20 protein-coding genes are annotated in these 20,075 nt (G+C 66.9%); 6 read left to right on the forward strand and 14 right to left on the reverse strand.

Annotated elements, in window-relative coordinates; genetic code table 11:
• Positions 1-62: 62 nt before the first annotated feature.
• Positions 63-563 (reverse strand): class I SAM-dependent methyltransferase, encoded by a 501-nt coding sequence (locus DFR74_RS34225; RefSeq protein WP_082392789.1) that lies wholly within the window; start codon positions 561-563, stop codon positions 63-65.
• Between the two features lie 535 nt (positions 564-1,098).
• Here DFR74_RS34225 and DFR74_RS34235 point away from each other — a divergent pair.
• From DFR74_RS34235 to DFR74_RS34250, 4 genes are all read left to right on the forward strand, one after another.
• Positions 1,099-3,255, forward strand: a complete 2,157-nt coding sequence (locus DFR74_RS34235) for an MMPL family transporter (protein WP_054811709.1) — start codon at positions 1,099-1,101, stop codon at positions 3,253-3,255.
• An 87-nt stretch (positions 3,256-3,342) separates the two neighbouring features.
• A complete protein-coding gene (locus DFR74_RS34240) occupies positions 3,343-3,612 on the forward strand; it encodes a metal-sensitive transcriptional regulator (protein ID WP_054811710.1) in 270 nt (89 codons plus the stop codon).
• A 49-nt stretch (positions 3,613-3,661) separates the two neighbouring features.
• Entirely contained in the window at positions 3,662-3,901 is a 240-nt protein-coding gene (locus DFR74_RS34245) for a YgaP family membrane protein (protein WP_054811711.1), read from the forward strand.
• A gap of 26 nt (positions 3,902-3,927) precedes the next feature.
• A complete protein-coding gene (locus DFR74_RS34250) occupies positions 3,928-4,335 on the forward strand; it encodes a DUF302 domain-containing protein (RefSeq protein WP_054811731.1) in 408 nt (135 codons plus the stop codon).
• Positions 4,336-4,407: 72 nt separating this feature from the next.
• Here the strand turns inward: DFR74_RS34250 and DFR74_RS34255 are convergent, their stop codons facing one another.
• Positions 4,408-4,752 carry a DUF3703 domain-containing protein gene (locus DFR74_RS34255; protein ID WP_054811712.1) on the reverse strand — a complete coding sequence of 115 codons (345 nt, stop codon included), beginning with the start codon at positions 4,750-4,752 and terminating at the stop codon, positions 4,408-4,410.
• Between the two features lie 31 nt (positions 4,753-4,783).
• Complete coding sequence (locus DFR74_RS34260; RefSeq protein WP_054811713.1) at positions 4,784-5,656, reverse strand: sterol desaturase family protein; 873 nt, start codon at positions 5,654-5,656, stop codon at positions 4,784-4,786.
• A 505-nt stretch (positions 5,657-6,161) separates the two neighbouring features.
• Here DFR74_RS34260 and DFR74_RS34265 point away from each other — a divergent pair.
• Positions 6,162-7,946 carry an N-acetylmuramoyl-L-alanine amidase gene (locus tag DFR74_RS34265; RefSeq protein ID WP_228790489.1) on the forward strand — a complete coding sequence of 595 codons (1,785 nt, stop codon included), beginning with the start codon at positions 6,162-6,164 and terminating at the stop codon, positions 7,944-7,946.
• Positions 7,947-7,965: 19 nt separating this feature from the next.
• Here the strand turns inward: DFR74_RS34265 and DFR74_RS34270 are convergent, their stop codons facing one another.
• The 6 genes from DFR74_RS34270 to DFR74_RS34295 all read right to left on the reverse strand — a co-directional run bounded on the left by DFR74_RS34270 (position 7,966) and on the right by DFR74_RS34295 (position 13,937).
• Complete coding sequence (locus DFR74_RS34270) at positions 7,966-8,670, reverse strand: AraC family transcriptional regulator (RefSeq protein ID WP_228787576.1); 705 nt, start codon at positions 8,668-8,670, stop codon at positions 7,966-7,968.
• Positions 8,671-8,845: 175 nt separating this feature from the next.
• A complete protein-coding gene (locus tag DFR74_RS34275) occupies positions 8,846-9,433 on the reverse strand; it encodes a cadmium resistance transporter (RefSeq protein WP_054811715.1) in 588 nt (195 codons plus the stop codon).
• A gap of 92 nt (positions 9,434-9,525) precedes the next feature.
• Complete coding sequence (locus DFR74_RS34280) at positions 9,526-11,025, reverse strand: MFS transporter (protein ID WP_223518920.1); 1,500 nt, start codon at positions 11,023-11,025, stop codon at positions 9,526-9,528.
• A 28-nt stretch (positions 11,026-11,053) separates the two neighbouring features.
• On the reverse strand, positions 11,054-11,584 hold the full coding sequence (gene lspA, locus DFR74_RS34285) for a signal peptidase II (RefSeq protein ID WP_054811717.1): 531 nt from the start codon (positions 11,582-11,584) through the stop codon (positions 11,054-11,056).
• Positions 11,581-13,545 carry a heavy metal translocating P-type ATPase gene (locus tag DFR74_RS34290; RefSeq protein ID WP_054811718.1) on the reverse strand — a complete coding sequence of 655 codons (1,965 nt, stop codon included), beginning with the start codon at positions 13,543-13,545 and terminating at the stop codon, positions 11,581-11,583. Before DFR74_RS34290 ends, lspA begins: the two co-directional genes overlap by 4 nt.
• Positions 13,542-13,937, reverse strand: a complete 396-nt coding sequence (locus DFR74_RS34295) for an ArsR/SmtB family transcription factor (protein ID WP_054811719.1) — start codon at positions 13,935-13,937, stop codon at positions 13,542-13,544. The genes DFR74_RS34290 and DFR74_RS34295 overlap by 4 nt, the downstream gene beginning before the upstream one ends.
• A 208-nt stretch (positions 13,938-14,145) precedes the next feature.
• On the opposite strand from DFR74_RS34295, the gene DFR74_RS34300 reads away from it, so the two are divergent.
• Complete coding sequence (locus DFR74_RS34300; RefSeq protein ID WP_082857933.1) at positions 14,146-16,314, forward strand: MMPL family transporter; 2,169 nt, start codon at positions 14,146-14,148, stop codon at positions 16,312-16,314.
• 8 nt (positions 16,315-16,322) lie between these two features.
• On the opposite strand, the gene DFR74_RS34305 is transcribed toward DFR74_RS34300, so the two are convergent.
• The 5 genes from DFR74_RS34305 to DFR74_RS34325 form a co-directional block, all read right to left on the reverse strand.
• Positions 16,323-17,474 carry a sensor histidine kinase gene (locus DFR74_RS34305; protein ID WP_082392796.1) on the reverse strand — a complete coding sequence of 384 codons (1,152 nt, stop codon included), beginning with the start codon at positions 17,472-17,474 and terminating at the stop codon, positions 16,323-16,325.
• An 884-nt stretch (positions 17,475-18,358) separates the two neighbouring features.
• Complete coding sequence (locus DFR74_RS34310) at positions 18,359-18,769, reverse strand: arsenate reductase ArsC (RefSeq protein WP_067514405.1); 411 nt, start codon at positions 18,767-18,769, stop codon at positions 18,359-18,361.
• Positions 18,770-18,784: 15 nt separating this feature from the next.
• Complete coding sequence (locus DFR74_RS34315) at positions 18,785-19,453, reverse strand: arsenate reductase ArsC (RefSeq protein WP_113975412.1); 669 nt, start codon at positions 19,451-19,453, stop codon at positions 18,785-18,787.
• On the reverse strand, positions 19,450-19,884 hold the full coding sequence (locus tag DFR74_RS34320) for an arsenate-mycothiol transferase ArsC (RefSeq protein WP_084538278.1): 435 nt from the start codon (positions 19,882-19,884) through the stop codon (positions 19,450-19,452). The genes DFR74_RS34315 and DFR74_RS34320 overlap by 4 nt, the downstream gene beginning before the upstream one ends.
• Positions 19,881-20,075 (reverse strand): arsenic resistance protein (locus DFR74_RS34325; RefSeq protein ID WP_411720574.1); only part of this gene is annotated, 195 nt, incomplete at its 5' end. The genes DFR74_RS34320 and DFR74_RS34325, both read right to left, overlap by 4 nt.

A 20,075-nucleotide genomic window follows, 5' to 3' on the forward strand; every position in this document is an offset into this window, starting at 1 on the left:
CCAGCGATGAACAGGAGGATCCCGCAGCGTTGACCGCCTGACCGGCAGCGGTCACGCGGCGATCACTTCGATACACCACGCATTTGGACTTGACCGAGCCGAGCCGGTGCTGAGGTGGATGGTCCGTGCTCAGCGAGCACGAAAACCCCACCCGGGATCAGCGCCCGGTACGCCTGCGCACAGGCACGTCCCGGGTCGGGAATGGTGCAGAAAGTGTAGGTCGATACCACCGTATCGACGCTCGAGTCAGGAACATCGAGGTCCTGCACGTCACCCAGACGGAGCTGCACCGCGAGATCCTGGCGGTGCGGGCGCTGTCGAGCGATATCGAGGACACCTTGGGAGACGTCGAGGCCGATGACCCGTTCCACCTCGCTGCCATAGCGGGGCAAGTTCAACCCAGTGCCTACGGCAAGTTCAAGGACCCGTCCCCTGGCATGACCCACGGCCCAACCACGCGCGTCACCGAGCATAAATCGCTCGAACGCGCCGATCTGGCGGTCGTAACGTGTGGCGTTTCTGTCGAAAACCGCGGCGATGCGGTCGATGCTCGGCTGCTGCATGATGCCTCTGTTCGGTGGTCCGTCGGGTGAGTCCCAGTCTGCGCTGCATCTCCAACAGTCACTATCGGGAAAACCCCTGAACTCTCTAGGTAGCGGCTTGGTGCCGCCAGCGCGTCCAGGTCCCGCGGGGTCGGCGTGGGGCTGATCTGGTCACAGACCCGAGTCCGTCGGTCGGGCTGCGGCGAACACTCGGCCCAGGCGGCGTGAGCGCTCAATGATCGGCGTCCACGTCGTCGCTTTCGTTGAGCACGGCCGTGCATAAGTGCCGCAGTCGCACCGTATGCGGGCCGTCGTAGGCAGCAGCGAGCAGCAACCAGCAGGGCACCCACGCGAACGGGCACGCCGGATCAAGATGCAGGTCGATTTCGGCAGCGATACAGCCCAGTCCCCGGCGGTGGCTCGCATGAACTCGACGATGCCCATGAGGCTGCAGTTGGTTGCCGCGAGTAGGGGGCGGGATGCGCCCGCCAATACCCCCTCGGGTATCTTCGTCTCGACACGAGGTATACCCCCTAGGGTATTTACGAAAGGTGGAATGGTGGACACGAAACTCGCTGTCACCGAACCCGCTCACCACGGCACCGGGCACTCCGGTGCGCTGGGCCGGTGGGGTGCGTTCATGGCCGGGCGCACCAAGGCGGTGATCGGGGTGTGGTTGCTGGTGCTGATCGCACTCGGAGCCGCCGCGCCTAGCGTGTTCACCTCTCTGGCCGGGGCGGGATGGCAGGCCAACGGCTCGGAATCGGTACGCGCACGCGAACTGGCCCAGCGACACTTCGGCGGCAATTCCTCGGCCGCGGTGCAGGTGGTGATCCATTCCGAGGCCGCCAGGATCGGCGATCCGGCGATGACCCGTACGGTCGAGCAGGTCACCGCGGTGTTCGCCGGTGACGAGCGGATCGCGCAGGTGATCGCCCCGCAGCCCGGATTCACGATCAGCCCTGATGAGCACACCGGAATCGTGATCGCGGGCGCAAACGCCTCCACCGACGACATGGTCAAGGCCGTCGACGAACACAAGGACGCGTTGAGCGCGCTGTCCCAGGACGGGATCGAGGTCTACCCGACCGGGGCCTCGGCGTTGTGGAGCGATTTCAACGTCGCCAACCACGACGCGATGATCAAGGCCGAGATGTACTCGTGGCCGGTCACTTTGGCGATCATGGTGCTCGCGTTCGGGTCACTGGTCGCTGCCGGGCTGCCGTTGCTGCTGACCCTGGCGGGCCTGGTCGCCTCCGCGGGTGGGCTGGTGTTGCTGAACCAGATCACCCCGATCTCGGTGTGGGCGATGAACTTCGCCATGATGTTCGCCCTGGCCCTGGGCATCGACTACGCGTTGTTCCTGGTGGCTCGCTTCCGCGACGCCCTGGCCCGCACGGGCGATCCCCGCGCCGCGGTCGCCGAGACCATGGACACCGCCGGCAAGGCGGTCCTGCTCTCGGGGTTGACGGTTCTGGTGAGCTTGTCGGCGGTGCTGATCGTGCCCGCCCCCGCGGTGCGGACCATGGCCGTGGGGATCATGCTCGCGGTGGTGTTCGTGCTGGCCGCGACCCTGACCCTGCTGCCCGCCGCGCTCGGAGCGCTCGGTGGCAAGGTCAACGCTGCGGCGTTGCCGTACGCGCGCCGTCAGCAGCACCGCTCCCCGGTGTTCGCACGCTGGGGTCAGATCCTGCACAAGCACCCGTGGCCCCTCGCTGCGGTGGCGCTGACCATCCTGATCGGGTTGGCGATACCGATGTTCGGGCTCAAGACCGCGATGCCCTCGATCACGGTGGTGCCCGCCGAGGCCCCCGTGCGCCAAGGCTATGAACTGATTCAGCAGCAGTTCGGACCTGGAGCCCCGGGCATGCTCTCGATCATCGCTCCCGCCGCCGAGGCCGAGACCACCGCGACCATCGCGCGCGCCAGCGACGGCATCCTCATGCTCACCCCACCCCAGCCCGCCGCCGACGGCGCCGACCTGGTGATGATGCAGGCGATGCCCGCGGTGGATCCGTCCGCACCGCAGATGGCCCAGATCCTGGACCGTCTGCGCGCCGATCTACCCGAGAACGCCGTCGTTGGTGGTGCGGCGGCGGAGAACCTCGACCTGCAACAAGCCCTGAACGACTACCTGCCCATCGTGGTGGCGGTCATCCTGATCCTGGGGTTCGTGCTGTTGCTGATCGCGTTGCGGGCTCCGCTGATCGCGGCCCTGGGCACCCTGGTCAGCTTGCTCTCGACCGCGGCCGCGTTCGGGGTGGCCAAGCTGATCTTCCAGGACGGGCACGGTGCCGGGCTGCTCGGTTTCACCCCGCAAGGGTTCCTGGACGGGTGGGGGCCGGTGTTCTTCTTCGCGATGATCTTCGCCATAGCCATGGACTACACGGTGTTCCTGTTGGCTACCGCCAAGGAGCATTACGAACGCACAGGCGACCCACACGCCGCGCACCTGGACGGGCTGGCGCATTCCGGGCGGGTCATTTTCGCCGCCGCGGCGGTGATGGTGGCGGTGTTCTTCACCTTCGCCCTGGCCGAGCCGCTGCCGCCGAAGGAGATGGGCATCATCCTGGGTGTGGCGGTGCTGCTCGACGCGCTGCTGGTTCGACTGGTATTGCTGCCGGTGATCCTGCGCCTGACCGGGCACGCGGCCTGGTGGAGCCCGGCGTGGTTGCACCGGGTTCTGCCCGCCATCAGCTTCGCCCACCACTGACCCAGCGACACCGACCCCTCTCCCGGATCCTCACTTCAGATACCCCTGGGGGTATTGTGGGGTGAGGATCCGAGAAAGGGACACATCATGATCGGCAACGACGACGAAATCGCGCAGGTCCTCAACCGGCTGCGCCGCGCGCAAGGCCAACTGGCCGGGGTGATCGCCATGATCGAGGCCGGGCGCGACTGCAAGGACGTGGTCACCCAACTCGCCGCGGTCTCCAAAGCCCTCGACCGCGCCGGATTCAAGATCGTCGCCACCGGTCTGCGCGAATGCCTCACCGAAACCCCCGACGGTGAGCGCGCACCCCTCAGCATCGAGGAACTGGAAAAACTCTTCCTCGCCCTGGCCTGACCCCCAACACACGCCCGGGGTCTGGCACTCACCGAAAGGACTCCCGCCGATGGCACTGCCACCGCGACCGCGCGAATGGACCATCACCCGCCTCGTCCCGGCCCTGGCCGGAACCCTGGTCCTGCTCAGCGCACTGCTGAGCACGACCCTGTCGCCCTGGTGGTTGATCCTGACCGCCTTGGTCGGGGCGAATCTGCTGCTCTACAGCGCGATGGGCTGGTGCCCGGCCACCCTGGTGATGCGCCGGTTCGGCCTCGCCGACGCGTCCTGCCCAACCCCTACCGCCTGACCACTCGTCTCGGATCGGAGCACATGATGGACCTAGCCCTCTCGACGAGCCTGCACACCACCTTCGACGACGCAATCGAACGCACCCGAACCGCGCTGGCCGAGCAAGGATTCGGCATCCTCACCGAGATCGACATGCGAGCCACCCTCAAAGCCAAACTCGGCCACGACATGGAGGACTACCGCATCCTCGGCGCCTGCAACCCGCCCCTGGCCCACCGCGCGGTCGAGACCAACCGCCAGATCGGACTCCTGCTGCCCTGCAACGTGGTGGTCCGCCGCGACCGGACCGACCCCGACACCATCATCGTCGAAGCCATGAACCCTCAACTGATGGTCCAGGTGACCGACCAACCCGCCTTCGACACCGTCGCCGACGAGGCCACCACCCGGCTGCACGCAGCACTGGCCGCGCTGGACTCGACCCGGACCTGACACCTCGCCCAACCCACCGCGGCCAAACGAGTCGCCCGTATCGAGACACCGCCTGACCGGGTGGCTACCGGATCAGCTCGACTCCAGCAACGCGGCGAGATCAGGCGGAGTGGTCATGGTTTGGCGCAATCCGACATCGGCACGGCCGGTGTTGCCTTCCGGGGCGAGCCCGGCCAGCGACCCTGGTGCGGCGACGATGATCCGGATGACCTGCCCGAAGGCTTCGCGCCGGTCGCGTTGACGTACCGCGAGGGCGAACATGGCGACGTGGTTGGCGGTGTGCAGCCAGGGATCGGGTTGGGACAGGATGTGGGCTCGTTCGAGATGGCTCCAGCGTCGTGCCGGGTCGGTGGTGGTGTTCGCGGCCTGCATCTCTTCGTGGTGGCGGGCACGGGCAGCGTCGGGAATCTTCGCCATTGGGGTGCTCCTTCGTGTTGAGCGGTGAGCGTTAGGCTTTCTTCGCCTGTTCGGCGGCGCCGAGCACAGCCGTCGCCTCCGGGCTGGGCTGGACGGTGCCGTGACGGGTGAAGGGTTCGGCGAGTTGGGCGAGGTAGCCACTGGGGTAGTCGGGTTTGGCTGCCATGCCGAGGTCTGCGCTGGAGAACCGTCGGTGCGGGTCGTAGCTGTAGGTGCGCAGCAGGTGATCCCAGATCAGGGTGAACAACCCGAAGTTGACGTCACCGATACCTGCCCATTTGAGGTGGTGGAAACGGTGGCCTTCGTTGAGCGCCAGAACGTATCTGAGCGGGCCGACGCGATAGTCGGCGTTGGAGTGTTGCAGCAACAGTTGCACCGCCACCGCTAGCGATAATGCCGCCGCGACCGGGACCGGGATCCCGACCAGCAGGAGCGGTGTGACTCCGGCGGTCATCTCGACGGTTTGGTGCAGCGGGTGTTTCATGAGGCCGTTGAGGCCGTAGAACCGTTGCACGCTGTGGTGTACGGCGTGGAATCGCCACAGGATCGCGATCTTGTGGCTGGCGTAGTGAGCCAGGGTGATACCGAAGTCGGCGACGAGTATCGCGATCAGCACCTGGACAATGAAAGGCCAACTGCCAGGCCAGATCCCGTCACCAGGAATCAGCGCGGCCAGTGCGGGGATGGCGGCGACGCTGCCCAGGATGAGGGTTTCGTTGACGAAGCCGTGTGCGGTGTCGCGGCCGGTATCACCGTGGGAGGTGTTCCAGTCCGCCCGGTACGGCAGAACCGCTTCGGCGGTGAACGACACCGCCACCGCGATCCCGAGTAAGGCGAGCAGCCACAGTTTGTTGGCACCGGCGGCGGCCAGGGCGACACCGGCACCGTTGATGCCGAGCAGCATCAACGGCGCATAGCCGAAGCGGACGAGGGCAAAGATGAGCGTGGACACGGATTCAGCTTCGCGCCCAGGCAATAGGCCGGGCTTGAAGAAATCAGCTGACTCTCCGCGCCGGTGACGCCTCATCGATCAAGCGGATGCCCCGGGTGTCGCACCGAAGTACGGCTACACCCTGGCTACAGTCTCAAGTAACACTTCATTCTTTGAGGTGGCTGTGGCTGGTGTGATCGGTGGTGCCGGTTCGGACGCATGATCCGGGCCCGCCATCGTGGTTTCTACTGACGTAGGAGTATTCGTGCCGAACTACACCCGCAAACGAAGCTATGTGCTTCCCCTGGTCGCGGTCGCTGTGGTCGCGGCGCCGGTCGCGGCCGGTTTCCTCGGTGGTGACGGACAGTACCGGTTCTCCAACGACAGTGAAACCGATCGGCTCCGGCCTACTGCGACGACCCAGATCGGGTTGGCTGGGGCGCCGAGGGTCGTGTTGCCGTTGCGCGAGCTGGCCGGCATGCAGTTACCGGACCTGAAGGTCGCGGATCTTCGGCTCGTGCCCGGCGCCCCGCCGCTGCCGGAGGGTTCCCGGGTCGGGCCGATCGGGTTCGTCACCGACGAGGGGACTGCGCCGATATCGGCGCGGACCCCGGCGTTGGATCCAGGTGTGGTGCCCGAGCACTTGGCAGATCGGGTCGGCGCCCAGGTCACTGAGCTCACCAACGGGAGTCGTTTCAGCATGGTCGGGTTGACCGCGCCGGATCTCGCGGGTGTCACCACGATGGTGCGGGCCCGCCAACTCGACAGTTCCTGGGGTCCGTGGTTCGAGGCCGGGACCGACGACAGTGTTTCGGCTCGCCGCCCCGGTCCGGGCCGCATGCAGGGTAGTGAACCGGTCTATGTCGGTGACACCGACGCGGTGCAAATCCTGAGCACGCGCAAGCTAACCGACACAGCGGAGCCCGGATCACGGGGACCGGCCCCGGTCGCGGGCCCGGACCATCTCGGTCCCGCAGTCCCGCAGATGAGCGCGGTGTTGCTCGATCCCGGCCGTAGTGAGGAGAACCTGTCGGCGATCGCGGCACCGCTGGCTGGTGGCGGGCCACGGGTGATCAGCCGCGCGCAGTGGGGCGCCGACGAATCGATCCGGTGTGAGGATCCAACCTACGACGACGGCCTGGGCGGGATCGTGGTGCATCACACCGCGGGCCGCAACGACTACAGCAAGGCCGAGTCCGCGGCGATCGTGCGCGGGATCTACGCCTACCACGCCGAAACGTTGGGCTGGTGCGATATCGGCTACCACGCACTGGTGGACAAATACGGCCAAATCTTCGAAGGCCATTTCGGCGGTTTGGACGAGCCAGTGCAGGGCGCGCACACCGGTGGTTTCAACGAAAACACCGCTGGAGTGGCGTTCATGGGCAATCACGAATCCGAGGACCCGACCCAGGCGGCGATCACCGCGATGGGTCAGTTCGTCGGATGGCGTGCTCGCGTCGCGGGTTTGGATCCGCGGGGGACCACCACGATGATCTCCGAGGGCACCGAGTTCACTCCGTATGGCGAGGGTGAACAGGTGCAGTTACCGGTGGTGTTCTCTCATCGCGATGTCGGTAACACCACCTGCGCCGGGGATGCCGCCTATGCGCTGATGGACCGTATCCGTTCGATCGCTGCGGGTGTGGGTTCGGGTGCGGGGCCGAGACAGGCTTCGGTGCCGGTGCCCGCGCAACCCGATCCTGATGTTGATGCCGACGTGTCGGCGCTGGCGGCGTTGACGGGCAAGCTGTTGGATCTGGTCGACCACAATATGTTGGCTCGGCGTTGGGTCGATGCCGGTGGACCGCAGGGGCGGCTGGGGTTGGCCGCCTCGGAGCCGGTGCCCACCGCCGAGGGCGGGCAGTATGCCAGGTTCGTCAACGGTTACCTGTTCCAAGCCCCCGACGGTCAGGTCTATGAAGTCGCCGGGCGCATCGGGCAACGGTTCGCCCAGCTCGGCGGGGACAACGGCGTGCTGGGCACGCCGCGCAGCAACGAGTACCCGGTCCCGGGTGGCGTGCGGGTCGATTTCGGTCGCGGGTCGTTGGTGTTCAACGAGGCGACCGGTGTCGTCACCACACTGGGGCTGCCCCAGCCAGGTTCCGATCATCCGAGGCCGCCGGCCACTCCCACGCCGGCAACAGCAGACACTCCACCAGCACCTGCACCGCTACCGGCAGAGCCCGCACAGGTTCCGGCTCCGGCGCTGGCTGATACGCCAGAAGTTGGGCCCGGCGAGGTGCCGGTGGCCGGACCGTGAGGTAGTTCGCGCGCTGCCATCAGCGTGATTCGGTGGTGACTCGCTCGCGTGGGGGTGGTGGCCGCCATCCGGTGGCGACGAGTGCTTCGGTCGGAGAGATGCCGATCAGATCGCGGCAGGTGCGAGTGAGGTGGGCGCTGTCGGCGAACCCCGCTGTGTGCGCGGCTTCGGTGAGGGAACCGCCTTCACGCACGACAGCGAATCCGAGCTGCAGGCGTACCCACCGCCGCCACGCCACATACGGCAATCCCACCTGCGCGGTGAAAATATGGGAGAGGCGGCTCGCCGAAATCCCGATGTCGGCGGCGAGTTCGCCCAGCGAGGGTGGACCTCCCACCCAGCAGGTCGCCCGGCGCAGCGCCTCGGCCACGACAGGGTGCGAGGCCCGGCGCACCGATCTGGTGACCGGACCGCCGCCCGGCGGAGCCGGTAGGGGCGCAGCGACGCTGACCCAGCTGGTGACTGCGTGGCGCGGTTGCCCGCCCAGTCGGGCCAGTGCCGCGTGGGCGGTCACGCTGTCGGGATCGAGGAACGCGAGGAATCCGCTGGTGCCCGGTTCGGTACTGACCTGGTGGACTACACCGGGTGGGATAATCGCGGCGAGCGCGGGCGTGGTGTGTCCGGCCGCGTCGGCGAGGGTCAGTCTCCCTCGTGCGACGAAGAGCACCTGCACGGCGGCGTGCGCGTGGGCAGCTGCGTCGCCGATCTCGCCGGTGAATGTCATGAGCCCGGGAGTCAACGAAACCCCGCCGGACCATCGGTGCTCGGGAGCGCTCACCTCCGCACGCGCCATGTCCGGTCGTTCCCGGACAGCAATCGACAACACGAGCACGGGCACAGACAGGTCACCTCGCGTCCTCCCTCTTGGTGATCTCGTGTGTAAACAGGGTGGTGGGCGGTCAGAGGCCGAACGCGCCGCCGCTGACGAGGATGACAATTCCGAGAACGACCAGAACGAGCGGAAAGAGTATGTGTTCCCACCGCTCCAAGATCTCGGCAATGCCCTTGCGGGTGGTGAGGAACTTCGCGGCGAGCACCAACACCCCGACCAACAGCAGGAACACGACCGAGTAGGCGAAAATCGCCGCCGTTCCCACGGTGGCGAAGACAGGGACATAGACGCCGATGTTGTCGCCTCCGTTGGCGAAGGTCACCGCGGCAACCGTCCACACCGCCACCTTCTTGCCCTCGACCCGATCGTCGTCGTCGTGGTTTCGCCACGCTCGCCATGCGGCGAGCAAACCGAGCAGCAGCGGTATCAGCCCGAAGTAGGCGATAGCGTGTTCCGGCAGCAACGCGGTCACACCGAGCGCGACGAGGATGGACGCGGCGAGGATCGCGCCGAAACCGAGATATTGCCCCGTTGCGATGGCGAGGGTGGTTCCGCGAGTCCCCGCGCCGCGGGCGAAGAACAGGGACAGCACGATGATGTCGTCGATGTTGGTCACCAGGAAGAGCCCGATGGCCTGCAAGATCGTGGTAACCATTGGCGTGGAGGCCTTTCTCGGGGAGCACACAGTGATTGGGCGGACGTGCGTTGTCGGGCTGCACCCTCGCGGCTGGCTACCGACTGTCTACCTCATCGCGGGCTGGGCGCCGGTGATGTTCGCCCCGGCGAGGGTGTCTGTTTGGGGAGCTTGGCGGCGATGGCCGCGGCGAGCAGGGCGCTGACAGCGGCGCTGGCCAGGAACACCGCAGATATAGCTTCGGTGTAGGCGTGGGCGCTGGTGGCGGTAAGGTCGGCACCAGCTGGGTCAGGAAGCCCGGTCGCGACCAGTTGTGCTCCAGCGATGTTGTCGCGTGCCGCGCCGACCACGGCCTCGGGTAGCCCGTTCAGGTGGGGGTCGAGGTCGCGGGTGTAGACGACGGTGAGCAGGGTGCCCAGGATGGCGACGCTGAACGCGGCCCCGACCTGTCGGATGGCCATCAGCAAACCGGCTCCCGCGGCGCTGCGGTGTTCGGGCAAGCTCGCCATGACCGCGTCGACCGCCGGTGCCAACGCCAGCCCTGCGCCCAAGCCGATAACCGCGAGGCACGTCGCCACATAGCCGTAGCCGGTGTCAACGGTGATACGGGACGCGAGCACGAAACCAGCTGACGCGATTACCATTCCGGTGACGATCGGGACTTTCGCGCCGACGCGGGTGACGATCTTGTCGACCGCGGCCGCGGCGACGATGATCGCCAGCACCAACGGAACCAAGCGCAGTCCGGTGCCGAAGGCGTCGTGATGGCGCAGGATCTGCAAGTATTGCGGCAGCACGAACAGCACTCCGACAAGGGTGAAGGTCCCCGCAGTAGCGGCCAGCGTGGGCCAGGTGAAGGCGGGATCGGCGAACAGTGCCAGATCGACCAGAGGGTGGCGGGCCCGCCGTTCCCACATCACAAATCCCACGATCAGCACCACACCGGCTGTGAGAGTGGCGAGCACGATGGGGTCGGCCCACCCGTACTCGGGTGCTTGGATGACGGCGAACACCACCGCCGCCGTACCGGGCACGGCGGTGACGATCCCGAGCCAGTCCAGCGGCGGTGCGTCCGGATCGGCCGACTCGGGCACCAACACCATGCAGGCAACCACAGCGGCGACACCGACCGGGACGTTGATGAGAAACACCGAGCCCCACCAGAAGTGCTGCAAAAGCCAGCCTCCGACGATCGGGCCCAGCGGCAAACCGACGCCCAGTGCGCCCACCCACACCGCGATCGCGCGACGACGCTGGTCTGGACCGAACAGCGTCGGCAGGATCCCGAGTGAAAGCGGCACGATGATCGCGGCTCCGATGCCCATGACCGCGCGGGCGGCGATCAGCGAACCGGTGGACCCGCTGTAGGCGGCCCATGCCGACGCGGCGACAAAGGCGACCAGACCTACCAGCAGCAGCCGTTTGCGGCCGTAGCGGTCGCCGAAGCCACCGGCGGGCAGCATCAGCGCGGCGAAGACCAGCGTGTAGGCGTTGACGATCCACTGCAGCTGGGTGGTGCTCGCGCCCAGGTCTTGCGCCAGGGTAGGCAGGGCGACGTTGAGGACCATCAGGTCCAGCCCCACGGTGAGCAGGGCCACGACCAGCGCCGCCAACCCTGCCCACCGACGCGATGGGCTCGGTTCAGTCCCGATTGCCGGTGTGGCGATCGGGTGAGAGTTGTTCTCGCTCATCGGAGTTTCCGATCAGGGTGGTGATGATCAGGGCGGTCGCGCCGAGCACGATGAAGGTGTCGGCCAGGTTGAAGGTGGGCCACCAGCCGGTATGCAGATAGTCGGTGACCAGCCCGTCGGGGGCTCGGTCAATGACATTGGCAGCGGCACCACCCAAAATTGCGGCGAGTGCGACCCGGGTGAACAAGTTCGCGCGCGGTGCGACAACCCATCCGGCCACCGCGACCGCCGTGGTGATCACCGTGGTGATCGACAGCATCACCCAGGTCGGTGCGTCGGCGGCGATCGAGAACGCGGCGCCGGGGTTGAACGCCAACCGCAGATCCACCGGCCCCGCCTCGATCGGCGACCCGTCCAGCGCGGTCTGCGCCCATGCTTTGAGCGCGAGGTCGATCCCGGCGAACACGGCTGCGGCTGCGGCCCACCGCAGTCGCCGCCCCCACCGCGAAACGGTGGGAGCAGACGACGAGGTGGCGATCACGCGGAGGCTCCGGCCAGCGCCGGGGCGGGCTTTGCCGTCGAATCGGGCAGCGAGGCCAGGGACTTCGTGCGTCCTGCGCGGACACCGTTGGCGATCACGACGATCTCGGCGAGCTCGTGGACCAGCACCACCGCCGCCAATCCGAGGATTCCGAACAGTGCCAGCGGGATCAGGATCGTGATCAGCCCCAGCGACAAGCCGACGTTCTGCAACATGATCCGCCGGGCCCGGCGGGCGTGCTCGAGCGCGCGCGGCAGGTGCCGCAGGTCCTCCCCCATCAGCGCCACGTCGGCGGTCTCGATGGCGACGTCGGTGCCCATCGCGCCCATCGCCACACCGAGGTCGGCGGTGGCCAGGGCGGGGGCGTCGTTGACGCCGTCGCCGACCATCGCGGTGAACCGGTCGGTACGCAGTTCGGCCACGATGCGGGCCTTGTCTTCCGGGCGCAGGTCCGCGTGCACGTCTTCGATCCCGGCCTCGGCGGCCAGCGCGGCGGCAGTGCGCGCGTTGTCGCCGGTGAGCATCGACACGCGAATACCCAGGGCATGCAACCGGTCGATGACCTCACCCGCCTCTGGACGCAGTTCATCGCGCACAGCGATCGCACCGATCACCTGGCCGTCGAGCTCGATCAGCACCGCAGTCGCCCCCGCGTGCTGCATCCGCTCCACATCGGCAGCCAGCGCACCGGGTTCTATCCAGCCCGGGCGGCCCAGTCGTGCCGCCCGGCCGTCGACCAGACCGGTCAACCCGGCGCCGGTGACGGCCTCGACGTCGGTCGCGGGAGCGAAGGTGTCGACGGCGGCGAGGATGGCACGAGCGAGGGGATGCTCACTGCGCGATTCCAGCGCCGCGGCGACACCGAGCACAGTTTCCTGATCGACGCCGGTGACCGTCGAGATCTCGACGACAGCGGGCTTGTTCGCGGTCAGCGTGCCGGTCTTATCGAGCGCGACCTCACGCACCCGACCCATCGCCTCGAGCGCGGCGCCGCCCTTGACCAGCACACCCAACTTGCTCGCAGCACCGATCGCGGCCACCACGGTGACCGGTACCGAGATCGCGAGCGCACACGGTGACGCCGCGACCAAGACGACCAGCGCGCGTTCGATCCAGGTGACCGGATCGCCGAAGAGCGCACCGATCACCGCGATCGCGGCGGCCGCGATCATGATGCCGGGCACCAGCGGTTTGGCGATCTTGTCCGCCAAGCGTTGGGCGTCACCCTTGCGGGCCTGCTCGGCCTCCACGATCCGTACGATCCGCGCCAAAGAGTTGTCCTCAGCGGTCGTGGTGACCTCGACGGTCAGCACGCCGGTGCCGTTGATAGACCCCGCGAACACCTCCGCACCCGGCCCTGCCTCCACCGGTACCGATTCGCCGGTGATCGCCGAAACATCCAGCGCGCTACGGCCTTCGACGATCACGCCGTCGGTGGCGACACGCTCGCCGGGGCGAACCAGCATCCGGTCCCCCACCCGCAGCTCCGCCGGGCTGATCACGGTTTCAGTGCCGTCACGCAGCACGGTGGCCCGGTCGGGGACCAGGTTCAGCAGCGCGCGCAGACCGCGGCGAGTGCGGGCGACCGCGTACTCCTCGAGGCCCTCGCTGATGGAGAACAGGAACGCCAGCATCGCGGCTTCGCCGACCTCGCCCAGGATCACCGCACCGATCGCGGCGATCGTCATCAGCGTGCCGACCCCGATCTTGCCCTTGGCCAACCGTTTGAACGTCGACGGGACAAAGGTGTAGGCACCGACCAGCAGTGCGGCGATCTCCAAACCCAACTCCACGGGGCGTGGGCCGCCGGTCCAGCCAACGATCAGTGCCGCCACCAGCAGCACACCGGCAACTGCGGCAGCGCGCAGTTCACTGACCTCCCAGAGCTTTTCGGGTTCCCGCTCCTCGGTCTCGCCGTCTGCGGTGGGTTCGTCGTGGCCGCAGCCGCACGCGTCGCTCACGCTCGCACCTCCGCAGTGGTCTCCGTCGTCGGGGAGGTGGCGTCGGTGCCGTAGTTCGGGCACAACGCCACCGCGTTACCGGTCGCCGCGAGCAGGGTCTCCGCCGAGGCGAGCAGATCCATCAGCTCAGGACGGGCCAGGCTGTAGAACACCTGCCTGCCCTGCGGACGACCCACCACCAGCCCACAGTCCCGCAGGCACGCCACATGCGCCGACACCGTCGACTGCGCCAGACCGAGCCCGGCCATCAGATCCGCGACCCGCGCTTCCCCGGACGCCAACCGCTGGACAATCGCCAACCGCGTCCCATCCGAGAGGCTGTGGAACAACGCCACCGCCGGATCCAAGCCCTGCGTCTCGACGAGGCAACCCTCGCCCTCATTAATCGCCATACGACGATGATAGCGGCAGAGGGTATTGATATCGACCGCTTGCGTGATTAATCTCATTTCAACGATCACATCGTCATTTGACGATCAATGATGATCGGTTACGGAGGGAGAACACGTGAACCAGCAGCGGATCACCGTCACCGAGAGGTCGCGGCAGAAACCACTGCCACCTGGCTCGCCAGGGCTGCTGTATCGGTGGGGCGTTCTCATGGCCCGACGCAGACGCGCGGTCTTGGCGATCTGGGCGCTACTACTGGCGGTGTGTGCGGTGGCCTACCCACTACTCGAAAACCGGCTCGGTGCCATGGACTTCGGCGTCGAAGGCTCCGAGTCCACCGGGGTCGATCGTCTTGTTGCCCAGCACTTTCCACAGTTCGGCGCCGAGCAGGCGGTCATTGTGCTGAGATCCTCTGCCCTCACCGCCGACGACTCCGACTTCCGTGCAGCGGTGACTCACACAGTCACCGCGGCCAAGGAGGTGCCGGGCGTGGTCGATGTCATCGGCCCCTACGACGGGCCGCCCGGATCCCAGATCTCGGCTGATGGGCACGTCGCGATCGCGCTGGTCGGTATCGGCGGCGACATGGCAGAACGCGCGAGGGTCGCCCGCGACCTGCAGGGCGCTATCGCCACCACGGGCGACGACTCCGTCGAGGTGGGACTGACCGGATATTCGGCGGTGCAGAACGCGGCCACCGAACTACAGAACGCCGATCTGACTCGCGCCGAGGCGATCGGCATCCCGGTCGCGCTCATCCTGCTCGTCCTCGCGCTCGGCGCCCTGGTCGCCGCGGCGGTCCCGATCGGAGTAGCCATCGCGGGATTGCTGACCACTGTCGGGGTGTTGTTCGGTCTCACCACGGTGACCGTGTTCGATTCGCTGACCGTGGCCATGGCCACCATGGTCGGCCTGGGCGTCGGTATCGACTACGCGATGTTCATCGTCAGCCGTTTCCGCGAAGAACTCGCCCATCCCGTGGTCGCCGACCACGCCGCGATCGCGGCCGCGGTCGGCCGCTCACTGGCCACAGCAGGCAAGACGATTCTGGTCTCGGGCCTGGTGGTGATGATCTCGCTCTGCGCATTGATCATCATCCAGGCACCGATCTTCCGTGGCATTGCCATCGGCGTCGCCACCGCTGTCATCAGCATGCTCATCGTCGCCGTCACCCTGCTTCCCGCCCTGCTCGCAGTCCTGGGCCCTGCCGTCAACCGCGGCGCACTCCCGGCCCGCTGGCGCCCCGCCGACAGCGTCACCGACCTTCCTGGTGCCAGCCCGGGTCGCTGGGCGCGCTGGGCGTATCTAGTCATGCGCCGACCGGTCCTGTTCGGCACGGCCGCAGTAGCGGTGTTCGTCATCGCTGCATTCCCGGTATTCGGGATCCGCTACGGCCTCGATATGGGCACCAGCGCCCTCGACGACACCCCCACCGGACGCGCCACCACCGCACTGACCACCAACTTCCCGGCCGGAGCACTCTCACCAGTCGAAATCATCGCCACCGGCCCTGGCGACACCCCACTCAGCGGCGACGCGCCCGAACGGGTCAACCGATTCCTGACCGAGATCGCCGGCGACGAACGCATCGCCACCGTTCTCCCCACCCAACTCAACGACGGACGAGTACTGGCAATGGCGATCCCGTCAGTCGCGTTCGACTCCATGGAGGCCACCAACCTCATTCGCGACCTTCGCACCGCAGCGGCTGACGCGGCCGGAGTCGAGGTCCGCATCGGTGGCAGCACCGCCGAATTCGTCGACCTCTCCGACGAAATGACCACCAAACTGCCGCTCGTCGTCGCCCTCGTGCTGACTGCCTCACTGATTTTCCTCATCGCCGCGTTCCGCAGCATCGCCCTGCCGGTCAAGGCCATCGCGATGAACCTGCTCGCCACCGGCGCCGCCCTCGGCATCACCGTCGCGGTATTCCAATGGGGCCTCGGCGAAAACCTCCTCGACTTCACCAGTCCCGGCTTCGTCCAGGTCTACCTGCCCACCGTCGTGTTCGCCCTGCTGTTCGGCCTCTCGATGGACTACGAGGTCTTCCTCATCCGCCGCATGCGCGAATACTGGGATGCCACCGGCAACAACCAGCACGCAGTCGCCGCCGGGCTCACCCACACCGCCCGCCCGATCACCGCGGCCGCCGCGATCATGATCGCCATCTTCGCCAGCTTCCTCACCGCCGACATCCTCGAACTCAAACAACTCGGACTAGCCCTCGCCGTCGCCGTCTTCCTCGACGCCGCCCTGATCCGCCTCGTCCTCGTCCCCGCCCTCATGCGACTGCTCGGAGACTGGAACTGGTGGCTACCGACCCGGCACCGGATCCGATCCGACACAAGCGCACCCGAAACGTCGGCCGCCGCTGATTAGCACGGCGATCACGACAGGTTGGTGTCTTCGCGTTTGCTGACCGACAGCCGGGCGCGCACGGCCCAATGATCGTCCTCAGCGCCAACGGTCAGTGCGCCACCCGCGAGTTCAGCACGTTCCCGCATTCCGACGAGGCCGTGCCCATGGGGCACCCCGTGGGCACGCCCACCGTTGAGCACGACCATCGCGATACCGCCCTCATCACTGCTGATCCGAAACATCACCGGAACGTCGCGATCCGCGTGCTTCATCACGTTAGTGAGCGATTCCTGCACCAACCGCAACAGCGTCAGACGATTGATCGCGTCCAGCCCGCCGAGCTCGGCGTCGATCTGCGCGTCGACGGTGAATCCAGCACTACGGACGCGGGTAATGGCCGCGGCGATCTCGGTGGCCACCGCATCGCTGTCAACCAAGGCCACCACACCCAGCGCTGGATCGCGTAACCCGGTCAGGAGCCTGCGGATATCGGACAGCGCGTCGGCGGCGGTTGCCCGTACATCGTCGAGCACCCCGACGATGCGCGAATCCGCCCCACGAACAACATGTCCGGCGACCGAGATCCGCAAAATGATCGAAGCCATGTGATGAGCGACCACGTCGTGCAGTTCTCTGGCCATGGCTGCGCGCTCATCGATGCGCGTGCGCGCCTCGGCGTCGGCGGCCTGCCTGCGCAAGTTGTCGGCAAGATCGCGTTGACCACGCAGATACAAGCCCAACAACAACGGAACTCCTGCATAGGCAGCTACTTCGACTGCGATATAGGCACGCCCGATGGAAGTCTCATGCAAACCAACCCGCCCGAGCACGATCGCAGCCGCCCAACCCGCAGCTGCGACCACCACCGTCGCCCATCGATGCGTCCTGGCGATGACGACCACCAGCGCAACCGCACCAAGATAGGGCACCAGCCCCGACACACCCCACGCTGGTGCACGCAGCATCGGCACCGCCAACGACGACAGCACAACCGAGACCACCAACGGCCACCGCGCGACCGCCACGAACACCACTGCGGCGGCCAACGCCAGCAGCCAATAGTAGGTCGGCACCCGGTACTGGCCCGGATACGTGCTGGCCAACAACAGTATCGGGATCAACATCAACGGTAGCCACCGCAACAAACGCTGCAGGTCGCGGCGTGCACGCAAGTCGATCACACGCTCACCGTAGGCGAAGCGCTGCCGAGCAGCTGACAGCGCCGGAGCGACACACTGTTGTCAGCTCTTAACTCACCGCGCGATATGATCGGCACAGGCGGACCGGGGTCGCTAGACCGTGTAGGAATCCACGATGACCAGGCGTTTTCCGGTTGCCCATGTTTTGTGTGTCCTGCCGGGGGCGCCGCAGGACGCCGCATAGCGCGCTGAACAGCGCGTACGCGGTGTTGCCGCTGGAGTATCCAGGGAACGCGGTGCGTAAACCCGTCTCGCGGGAGTGCGTAGCGCCGAGGGTCTTCCCGCTGTGTGAGTCCGGCTGTGTGCGGAATGACTCGGCGGTGGTGATCCCGCCGACTCCGCCCGGCGCGCGCAACAGCGTCGCGTCGCCGTGGACGGGCAGCGGTTCCCTGGGGACGCCGGGGGCCGGAATGCGCCGCTTCGCGCCCGCGTTCGGCGGTCTCGGGGTGCGTGGGATCGGGCCGCCGTCGCAGTCGGTGGTCCACGAGCCCTCGAGGCCGGCGCCGGGCGATCCGGCAGCCGAACAGCATTGGAACCTCCTGCGGGACTGGGTCGCTCACGCCGGGCGACCGAGTAGCAGTGCCCGGCGGTTCGGCTCGCCCAGTGTGAGAGAGTGTTCGCGTTGCGCAGCCGCAACCACTCCACGACGCCCGGATCACCGGCTCTGCGTAAGGTTCGTCACCCTGAGGAACCGCGGGCAACTACGGAAAGATCCAGGAAGACCGTTCTTTCTCATGATCTGGGCTGACCGCGCTGGTGAATTCTGACGTCGTTACCGCGCGTTTCCTCGCTGAAGGGTCGAAACCTCGCGCCCTGGTTGCCGTTGGCGCGAGGCTCGTTTGCGTCGCCCCGCGTGCTGCGCTTTGTCAAGCGTGTGTCGGCAGCAGCTCGGCGACGAGGGCTTCGACGCGGGTCTTGATCTCGTCGCGGATCGGGCGCACCGATTCGACTCCCTTGCCTGCGGGGTCTTCCAGGACCCAGTCACGGTAGCTGACACCGGGAAAGGACGGGCAGGTGTCGCCACAACCCATGGTGATCACGACATCGGAGGTTTCCACGGCATCGTAGGTGAGAATCTTCGGTTTCTGGTCGGAGATGTCGATGCCGAGTTCAGCCATCGCCTCGACGGCCGACGGGTTGATCGTCTCGGCGGGCGCACTCCCGGCCGAGCGCACCTCGATCGCGTCACCGGCGAGGTGGGTGAGGAATCCGGCGGCCATCTGGGAACGTCCGGCGTTGTGGACACAGACGAACAACACACTGGGCTTGGTGGTCATGTACGGCGATGCCTTTCAGTTGGCCGACAGGTCGAGTTCGGTGAGCAGCAGACGGACGCGGGTTTCGATCTCGTCGCGGATCGGGCGGATCGCGGCGATGTCGAGGTCGGCAGGGTCGTCGAGGTCCCATTCCTCGTAGCGGCGTCCGGGATAGAGGGGACAGGCGTCGCCGCAGCCCATGGTGATGACGACGTCGGCGGCCTGGATGATCTCCTCGGTCCACGGTTTGGGGAACTCTGCGGTGATGTCGATGCCGACCTCGGCCATCGCGGCGATCGCGGCGGGGTTGATCTCGTCGCCGGGTTCGCTGCCGCCGGACCAGGCCACCGCCCGATCACCGGCGAGCTGGGTGAAGAACCCGAGGGCCATCTGGGAGCGTCCGGCGTTGTGGGTGCACAGGAACAACACGGTCGGGGTGCCGGTGTGGGCTTTGCCTTCGACGCGGGCCAGGGCGTGCAGGCGTTGGCGAGCGAAGCGTTCGGCCAGCAGCGGCAGGTAGTTGATCACGGTGGCGCGTCCGGCGAACTGGTCGTAGGAGGAGTGCAGGAACCGTTCGATCGTTTCGACGCCGAAGGTGCCGTCGAACTCGCGCTGCAATTGCGTGGCGGCGGTTTTCAGGGCGAGCTGCTGGTCGATGGTCAGGTCGTGGCGGGTGTTGGTGGGCGCGAGGGGGCTGTCGCTCATGATGTGGTCCGTTGCTCGGAGGGTGTGGTGAGTTCGGTGAGCAGGTTCTCGACCTGGGCGGCGATATCGTCGCGGACCAAGCGCATGCGCTCGATACCGTCGATGCCGCGTTCGGACGGTTCATCGATGTCCCAGTTGACGATCCGTACGCCCTCGACGGGTTCGATGTGTGCCTCGCGACCGAGGGTCACTACCAGATCGACCGTTCGGAGCAGTGCCGGGTCGATGGATCTGGGCGTCTCGCCGGTGATGTCGATGCCGAGTTCGCGCAGCGACTGCGCGGACAGGGCGTTGACAGCGGTGCCGGGCACGGTTCCGGCGGAATGGATCTCGACGCGTCCACCGGCGAGGGCTCGCATCAGCCCGGCCGCCATTTGCGATTTGCCGCCGTTCTTCACACACACGAACAGCACGGATGGGATGGCGCTCACCGCGATATCACCTCATCGGTCGTCGAGGTACCGGTTCGTGCGCTGGGCTGGAATCGCTTACGCAGAGCGAGCGACACATAGACCAGGGCCACCAGGACGGGGACCTCGATGAGCGGGCCGACGACTCCGGCCAGGGCTTGGCCGGAGGTGGCGCCGTAGGTGGCGATAGCGACGGCGATGGCGAGTTCGAA

Origin of the sequence: Nocardia puris (genome assembly GCF_003315035.1) — a bacterium.
GTDB classification, from domain to species: domain Bacteria; phylum Actinomycetota; class Actinomycetes; order Mycobacteriales; family Mycobacteriaceae; genus Nocardia; species Nocardia puris.